Consider the following 8325-nt stretch of genomic DNA (forward strand, 5'->3'; position numbering starts at 1 on the left):
GCGCAACTTCAAAACTGACGCATCGGGTTACCAAAACCAATGCCCTACGCGAAAACACCACTTCTCAGCGCGCTCGCGGGCACGGTCGGGCGTCTCAGCGACCACAGGGAATCAGTCGCGTGCTGACGCGCGTGCTAGGTGGCATAGCGGCGGCTGAAGACACTCAACAATCCACCGGTGCAGCACAATCCGACCAGTGCGAGACCGAACAAACCGCCACTGGCACGCAGCCGCTCGCCGACTTCCTGGTTTTGGTGCGCCAATCGAATCTTTTCGCGACTGTTGGCGTCAAACTGCAATTCGACTGCCATTTCATGCAAGTCTCGATCGCCCTGTTTGAAATCCCCCACGTAGCGTCGCTGCACCAATTCGTCATCGATCCACTGTTGATCCAAGAAATCGTGATCACAAACCCAACCGGTCGTCTCGCGAATGTACAACGCGACAGCCGCTTGCTTGAGCGCTTCCAATTCGGCTTCGCATTGCTCGATGGATTCACAACCACTGGTGGTCACCACCCAACTGTGAACGCTTGATTTCAAATCGGGTTCGCTGACGATCCAAGACGGACGATCATCGGGATAAACCGTATGACTCAGCGGAGCCACCGACAATTCAGCCTCGTCGGACGTGTCAGCGGACGGATTGACCGCCGTTGCTGCCACAATCGTTTCAGTTGATTCGGAGTTTGATTCGGCGTAGCTTGCCGATGCAACCAAGGCGACAATCAGACAGGCCGCTGCCGAAGGGAACAATGTATTCATGCTTGAACCTCACCACGACGCGAATTCGATCGTCGCACCAGTTGGACCAATCGCGGGTTGATCCAGGGGGCTGACATTTGTGTCGCGATGGCCAACCCACCCGCGACCAACAATCCAACCGGTTGCGGCACCGGGACTAGCTGATGCACGCCCCATGCGGCAACTGCAATCACCGCCACACTCCACAGGCTCAGCCGGGTGCGACGCAGCGGATCAACCATCTTCCACCACCGGATGGCACCAAACAGCAGTGCAAAGTGGGCCATCATGCCGGCCGCCTTGATACGGCCGTCGGGATAATAAAGGGCTTGCGGAAGACTGTCGCCTAGCAGGTCACTCTTGGCCACCTGTGTGGACAACATGAAAAATTCAGTCAACAGATAGGCTGCGAGTCCCACGCCGACACCGATCCCAGCCAGCACCAAACGCCGCGGCAACCCCTCGCCTTCATCACGCTCCCACAGTTTGCCCAATCCCAAGATGCCTTGGGCCCCGAGAAGAACGACCAGTCCCATCCAAAAGTACGGCGCCAATTTGACAGGGCTAACATCGCCGCTGCGCAAGCCAATGATGCCAGCAACGACCGCCATCGCCAACACCGTCAGCGACGATGCGATCCATGATGTGTTCAGTTCCGCCATGCGAACCAAATTGCGTTTGGCCCGCAAACTATGCCGGACCTCGCTGCGCCACTGGTGCTTGGAATTGGGTTTCCCAAGCGGCCCCGCCTGAGACGCGATCTCATGCGCCTTGGCGTAACTCGGCTGTTCGCTCGAATGCAACACCATTTGGCGAATGATGTAATACGGGACATAGACCGCCGCCAAGATTGACAGGACAGGCAACAACCAATGTGTGTTGACGAACAACACGAACGCAACCAACATCCCAATCCAGAAACGAGATCGCGGTGATTGTTCCAAGGAATTCCACCAGGATTTCAGATCGGCAAACGAGCTCCGGACGGCGCGCAACAAGGGCTCGTCGACCGATGAATCCAGCGTTAGCGGAGCAGTCGGGTGAAGCGGGTGTGGACCCGCGGTCGCACCGTCGATTGTTTGTCGGGCAACGGGTTCGCGCATGCCGGACAACAACGCGGCCTGTGGCGGGTGGCTGGTGGACGCTGTGTTGGCCGATTTCGTCGTCAACGTCGGCATTGGCACAGCTTCCGACACCGCTAACCCTAGCGGTGCGATCATTTGTGACACCGATCCCGGTCGTTGCTGGGGGTCTTTGTGAAGCGCCGCGGCGATGGTTTCGCGGTACGGCGAGGGAACCGCGCTCAAATCCGGTAACGCCGTCAAATGTTTGACGATGATTTCGTGACAACTCTCACCATCAAATGGAACCTGCCCGGTCAGTAGTTCGTACAGGATCACTCCCAGTGCATAGATGTCGATCTCGCGACCGTACTGCCCACGTCCGATTTCGGGGGCCATGTAGTGAAACGTGCCGACACTTTCGGTGTGCCCGCCGCGCTGGGACGATGAAATGTATTTGCTAAGCCCATAATCACCGACTTTGACGATCCCCAGATCATCAAACACGTTGCCGGGCTTCAAGTCGCGGTGCACCAATCCGGCGCTGTGCAAGTGATCGACACCGGCGGCGATCCCGGCAAACCAATGACGGGCAACCGATTCATCCAGTCCCGTGGGATGCTGGTCCAAGACCTCACGCAGATTCTCGCCCGAAACGTATTCCATCACGACCCAAGAACCGCCGTCGGCGTCGCGACAGATATCGAATAACGACACCAAATTGGGATGCTTTAGATTCAAGCACTGGGACACACCGCGCAGTTCGATATCAAGGTTGCGCTGAATTCGTTTCAGCGCGACCTCTTTCCCCGCTTGGCTGACCGCAAAATAGACTTCGCCGAAACCACCCGTCCCGACGCCACGTCGAATGGTATACGGCGGCAGGGGCTGTGATCCGGGAACAAAAGTAAACGACATATCGCGTTTGGGCGGGGACGATCCGAGCGTGGTTTCTTCGCACACACCTGACAGTTTACCGCCGTTTCGGCTGTCGTCACCCGTTTTCTTGGCTGCGTCGCCAACCGACGCGGCCGCCGAACGTGACCTTTCAGACCCAGCCGCATCGCGTTGGAATCGTTGCCGCAACCGGGTCACCAATCCCTGGCCGATCGGGCGCTGGCGATTGGACACGTCACAGGATTGGCCGGACGCTTTGATTGATTCATTATTCATTTCTGCGCCGGCTAGACTACAAGGTTCAGGGGCGAGAGTATTCATGCCTGTTCCAACACCATGTCCAATTCACCCACTGAAATCCGTTTCCCGGGGATCAACTCGGTGAACGCCGGCGACGCAGCGGCTGTGCCGCGCCCCGTCCGGCCGAGACGGTTCTCGTTGGAAGTGCGTTTCTGTTTGGCCTTCCAAATTCCATCTCGAAAAATCAGTACCGCATTGGCGTCCAACCCGACACAACGGATATGGTTGCCAGGGTCGGGACCAATCAACACCGTTTGGTCGACCAATAACACTTGATCGACGTGACAATCGAAACGATGGGGTGGGTCCAAGGCCAGCACCGCTGATCCCGATAGGGGTGAAGGCTGATGCAGTCGGACCGTGGCGGATCCAACCACTGGTAGCTCACTGCCCGATCGGACCAGTTGTTCATCCGCTGAAAATTGACCGTCGTCCGACTGGGAGGACCAAAAGTAGTCTCCGCTACGGCGAGTCAATCGGCCTTCCAGCCGTCGCCAGTCAGAACGTACCTGAACGGTGGCACCGCCGCTCGGCCGAGCGCCACCCAAGCTGACCGCGCCGTCAACCACCAACCCAAATCCACCACAACGATCAATCCACAAACGCCACGCTGTGGTGGAGGTGGAATCGGTGGGATGTGGGAGCATTTGGTTCATGGTCAATACGCGTGTCGATTGATGTGTTTTGATGGGCTGCCAGTGAAAACTGGCGATTCGTTCGCCAGTGGTCAATCAAAGCGGCGGCGGTGACCCGACGCCGAACACCTCAGTTTAACTGAATCGCAACCAACGCCTTGGATTGGCTTTGTTCCTGGCCGAAATAGGTTGCGATGTCTTCCAGCAGGTCTTCGTCATTGGATTCCTCCAGATTGATCTCGCCAAAGTACTCGGCGTCGACACTCATCGTTTCCTCCTCGACGTCGATGCGGGTTGCGATTTCATCGAGCAAACGACGTGTCTGGGACAGATGACTGTCGTCCAAATTCAGCTGGCTGGCCGTCTGAGCGACTCGCAGCGCACCCAAACGCGCTTGCAGGTTCTCCACTTCGACTTCCAACTGCCGACGCGCACTCAACATTTCTTCCATTCGTTGCTGAGCTGCCGAGAGCGATGATTCGCGAGCGGTTAGCATTTGCTGCAGCTTGTCAGCGGTGGCCCGACGTGTTTGAAAACGCTTGAAGCGATTCTTCAGGTCGTCTTTGACCTGCACCGAGGTGTAGGTCCGCCCCGCGTAGGTGTAGTGCTGTTGGCCGCCTTCCAAATCGGACGTCAGCGTCTGGATGTCGTCCTCCGCTTTGGCCAACCGAGTTTCCGTCTCGTTTAACTGTTTCTCAAGCCGCACGACTTGAATTTTTTCTCGGGCGATCCGCTGCGCATTGTCGCTGATTTCCGGTTTCAAATCGGTGATCATTTGACGTGCCCGTTTCAGTTCCCATTCCAAGGGAACCGAGTCGCTCGCAGAATCGCGAAGCCAACTGACTCCGCAACGGGTGTAACTGGCCAACGGAACACCGATGGCCATACTGGACAAAAGGGCAGCGGCGCCGCCGGCGACGATGGCTTTCTTTAACATGGATTTCAATCCCCAAAAGTGACATGGACAGGAGCCGGGGTGGAAATCGGCTCGGGTTTCGTCCTCTTGTTCGGCACAGGAAATCGAATCTTGGGGCGGTAGAACAGAAAATTTTGGCGGACCAATCTGTCACTCCAAAAGAAAACCGCGGCCGAGAGTCAATGCGCTCGGCCGCGGTGGATGGGGTTTCCGATTCGAAAGTCCCGGAGTGTCACTCGCCGTCGTATGACGTATTGCTCCGCACCAGGTAATGAATCGGTTCCTGTTGAGCATCGCGGCAAATCTCCGCCGCCAACGCTTGGAGATCACTCGCAGTCGCACGACCAGGCTGCGCTTCGGCCGGCTGGTCTAGCCGGTGCGAACGCGTCGCTTGATCGTTTGGAATCACCGTGTTTTCTGCAATCACAGCAGGCTTCCTCGGTTAAAAACAAAAACGGACGACCGCAGCTTTTGAAAATGAAATCGCTACCCAGGGTCGTGGGAAATCGCTGCTGCGGTCTAATCAAAAAATAAGACGCGGCGGCCAATCGACAACCGCGTCAACTTCCATCCTAACGCCAACCAGGTCTGGTTCGCACCCATAGAATTGAAAACGAACCAAATGGGGGGATCTTAGGGAAAGAACTGATTTTTCTCGAAATTGTTTTCCCCGTGGCCCGGAAAGTCGCCGTTGCAGCCCTTCGAATTGGCAAATCCAGCCTGCCACCAGCGATCCGATGGCCGTTCGAGCCCACCCATTTAATACCGGTGGTACGTTGTCGATGACGTAGGATTTGCCAGTCTCCGGTGCTTTGTTTCTCAAATCCAACTCTCTCCTGCGTCGCTTCGGCCGTGACGGAAATCAATTCCATGTCTGATAAATCTTCCACGCCCGATCTTCAGTTCGCGGAAACCATGGCCGGACAAGCGGCGGATGATTCGAATCCTGCTGACGATCATTCGCGGGAGCAATCCGATATCGCTCTGGCTGCCTTGGCATTGCGTTCCGGCAAACTCAACGAACGACAACTTTCCGAATCACTAAGCAGTTGGACCATTCACGGCAGCGTGGCGTTGGGCGATCATTTGGTGACGCAAGGTTTGCTGGATGATTCAGCCAAACAAGACCTCTCCAAGGAAGCCGCCGCTTGGTTGGCGGCCAACCAAGACCAGGTTTCCCGTGGTCCTGCAACCGCTAGCGAAAGCGCGATCATCAACACCCTTGAATCCATCGACCCGTCGGGCAAAATCGCGCGGCTGATGGGGATCCAAGCGGCCGCTGCATCAAGTTTGGTCGATGCGGAAGCCAAGCGAACCGCAATGCTAGGGTACCGATTGGTGCGCAAAATCGGGCAAGGCGGACTGGGGCGGGTCTGGTTGGCGTTTGATGAAAACTTGAAACGTCACGTGGCGATCAAAGAAATCGCGCGGCGTGACAACGATGCGGCACTGGAGCGGTTTCGACGCGAAGCAGAGATCACCGGACATCTGGAACATCCGGGCATCGTGCCGGTCTATCAATTGGGAACAGACCAGCAATCCGGCCAAGCGTTTTATGCCATGCGGTTCTTGGGAAAGAGCACGCTGCACGATTCAATCGGCGTTTACCACGAACGAAAAACAGAGGGCGATGACGACCCGATGTTGATCCGGCAATTGCTGACCGACTTTGTCAACGTCTGTCAAGCGATCGGACACGCACACTCCCGCAAAGTCATTCATCGTGATCTGAAACCAGAAAACATTGCGATCGACAGCTTTGGCCAGGTCATCGTGATTGACTGGGGGATCGCGAAAGTCATCGACGAGCTCAACACCAAAGAGATGGGCAACGAGTTTGACGTTGATGCCATGGGCCATGACAGCACGATGCAAGGTCAGGTGCTGGGAACCCCGATGTACATGGCGCCCGAGCAAGCCGCCGGACGCATCGATGAACTGGACGAACGAACGGACATTTACGGGCTGGGCGGAATTCTGTTTGCCATCCTGACCGGTGTTGCGCCGCACGAAACCACACGTGCCGGAGCAACGGACGCGCGCGGACGAAGCCTGCTGTCGGCTATCGCAAGCCAACCGACACCCAATCCGTTGGCAGTTGATCCCACAATCGACCATGCGTTGGCTGCGATCTGTTGCAAAGCCATGGCGCGTAAACAGTATGCGAGATACCAATCCGCTTCGGCACTCGCCGATGACGTTCAACGATGGATGGCAGGCCAACCGGTTTCCGCGCATCAAGAAACATTCGTCCAGCGCGGCCGCCGCTGGATCAACAATCACTCGGTGCTTTCACAAGCCATCGGCGGCGGATTGATCGTAGCCGCGGTGACTCTGGTCACACTCGCCATTGCCGCGCGGCAAAACCGTCTTGCCGCCAACAATGCCCAGTTTGACCGGTTGGCCACCTATGACACAGAAATCAAAATTCAATTGCAATCGACCGCCGTGGCGCTGATCCAAAATGCGCGGTTCATGTCGACGCTGCCGCCCATCCAAGCCATCATCGATGCGCGTGGTACGCAATCCAGCAGCGGCGAAGGGGAACCTATTTGGCAGGAACGCTTGGAAACCATTTTCGAAGGCCTGTTGCGAGCCAACCCCAATTATCTTTCCGCTAGTTACACCGCTGTTTCCGCCGAACAGACAGAGGACGTCGTTCGCGTCGCCCGCCGTTCCAGCGAAAGCGGCTACATTCGGCGGGTTCCGCACAGTCGGTTAACAACGGGTCAGGTGGAAGCCTTCGCCAACAACACCATCGCCCTGTCTCCAGGCGACGTGTTGTTGACCGCACACCGTCCGGCCGATGACCAGCGGACAGATGCGCTGCAAATGGGTGACCAACAAACGTTTCGCCGCACCGTCCGGCTGACCGCATCAACCCCCGTGTTCGACGACCAGTCGGGCGAGTGTTTTGGGATGGTGGTTGTCGAAACCGATTTCTTAAGCCAGATCGTGCAGTTTCTGGACCGAGTGGGACAGAGCACCGCGACCATCATGATCACGGATTCCAACGGCCAGGTCTGGGTCAGTGATGACCCCAGTGAAGGTGTCGAAGTCAAAAAACGAGACCTGGATGTGACCACGATCATCCCCGAACTGTCACCTTTTCTTGCCGATTTCGAATCACGTCAAATCGTCAATCGTGAGCAGGGATGGATGGCCAACCGAATCACACTTGACCCCGCGAATCCGCAGACCGTCGTCTCGGTCGTGATGAAACTTTCGGACCGCCCCTAAGCGGCAACCGCCCCCCCTTCAAATTCACGCCCTGGGCAAAAACGTAGCTGATCCCGCCAGGGTTCAGTCCGGCCTGGGAAATCAACCGCTGGGGGACAGACCCCGAATCCAACCGGAATGGGGCAATCGGTCGAGGATCCGGGGTCTGTCCCCGGGGACGGCGGGGAATCTGAACCGTGGCCGGTCCAGCTACGGGGGAGTGTGAAACGTAGCTGATCCCGCCAGGGTTCAGTCAGCCTGGGAAATCAACCGCTGGGGGACAGACCCCGAATCCAACCCGAATGGGGCAATCGGTTGGGGATCCGGGGTCTGTCCCCGGGGGAGGTGGGGGAATCTGAACCGTGGCCGGTCCAGCTACGGGGGAAATGAAATGTAGCTGATCCCGCCAGGGTTCAGTCAGCCTGGGAAATCAACCGCTGGGGGACAGACCCCGAATCCAACCCGAATGGGGCAATCGGTTGGGGATCCGGGGTCTGTCCCCGGGAAGGTACGGGGTCTGTCCCCGGGAAAGGCGGGGAATCTGAACCGTGGCC

At 57.3% G+C, this 8325-nt stretch carries 6 protein-coding genes; 1 reads left to right on the forward strand and 5 read right to left on the reverse strand.

Going from position 1 to position 8325, the window contains the following annotated elements; all coding sequences use genetic code 11:
- Positions 1–134: 134 nt before the first annotated feature.
- The 5 genes from NHH03_RS27315 to NHH03_RS27335 all read right to left on the reverse strand — a co-directional run bounded on the left by NHH03_RS27315 (position 135) and on the right by NHH03_RS27335 (position 4979).
- Complete coding sequence (locus NHH03_RS27315) at positions 135–764, reverse strand: hypothetical protein (protein WP_253161533.1); 630 nt, start codon at positions 762–764, stop codon at positions 135–137.
- Complete coding sequence (locus NHH03_RS27320) at positions 761–3022, reverse strand: serine/threonine-protein kinase (RefSeq protein ID WP_253161534.1); 2262 nt, start codon at positions 3020–3022, stop codon at positions 761–763. Before NHH03_RS27320 ends, NHH03_RS27315 begins: the two co-directional genes overlap by 4 nt.
- Positions 3019–3648 carry a hypothetical protein gene (locus NHH03_RS27325; RefSeq protein WP_253161535.1) on the reverse strand — a complete coding sequence of 210 codons (630 nt, stop codon included), beginning with the start codon at positions 3646–3648 and terminating at the stop codon, positions 3019–3021. The genes NHH03_RS27320 and NHH03_RS27325 overlap by 4 nt, the downstream gene beginning before the upstream one ends.
- Before the next feature lie 118 nt (positions 3649–3766).
- The gene (locus NHH03_RS27330; protein ID WP_253161536.1) at positions 3767–4573 is read right to left on the reverse strand and encodes a hypothetical protein; all 807 of its coding nucleotides are present in this window, start codon (positions 4571–4573) and stop codon (positions 3767–3769) included.
- Between the two features lie 211 nt (positions 4574–4784).
- A complete protein-coding gene (locus tag NHH03_RS27335; RefSeq protein WP_253161537.1) occupies positions 4785–4979 on the reverse strand; it encodes a hypothetical protein in 195 nt (64 codons plus the stop codon).
- 443 nt (positions 4980–5422) lie between these two features.
- On the opposite strand from NHH03_RS27335, the gene NHH03_RS27340 reads away from it, so the two are divergent.
- Positions 5423–7792, forward strand: a complete 2370-nt coding sequence (locus tag NHH03_RS27340) for a serine/threonine-protein kinase (protein WP_253161538.1) — start codon at positions 5423–5425, stop codon at positions 7790–7792.
- Positions 7793–8325: the final 533 nt, after the last annotated feature.

It is taken from the genome of Stieleria tagensis, assembly GCF_024129865.1.
Classification (GTDB): Bacteria; Planctomycetota; Planctomycetia; order Pirellulales; family Pirellulaceae; genus Stieleria; species Stieleria tagensis.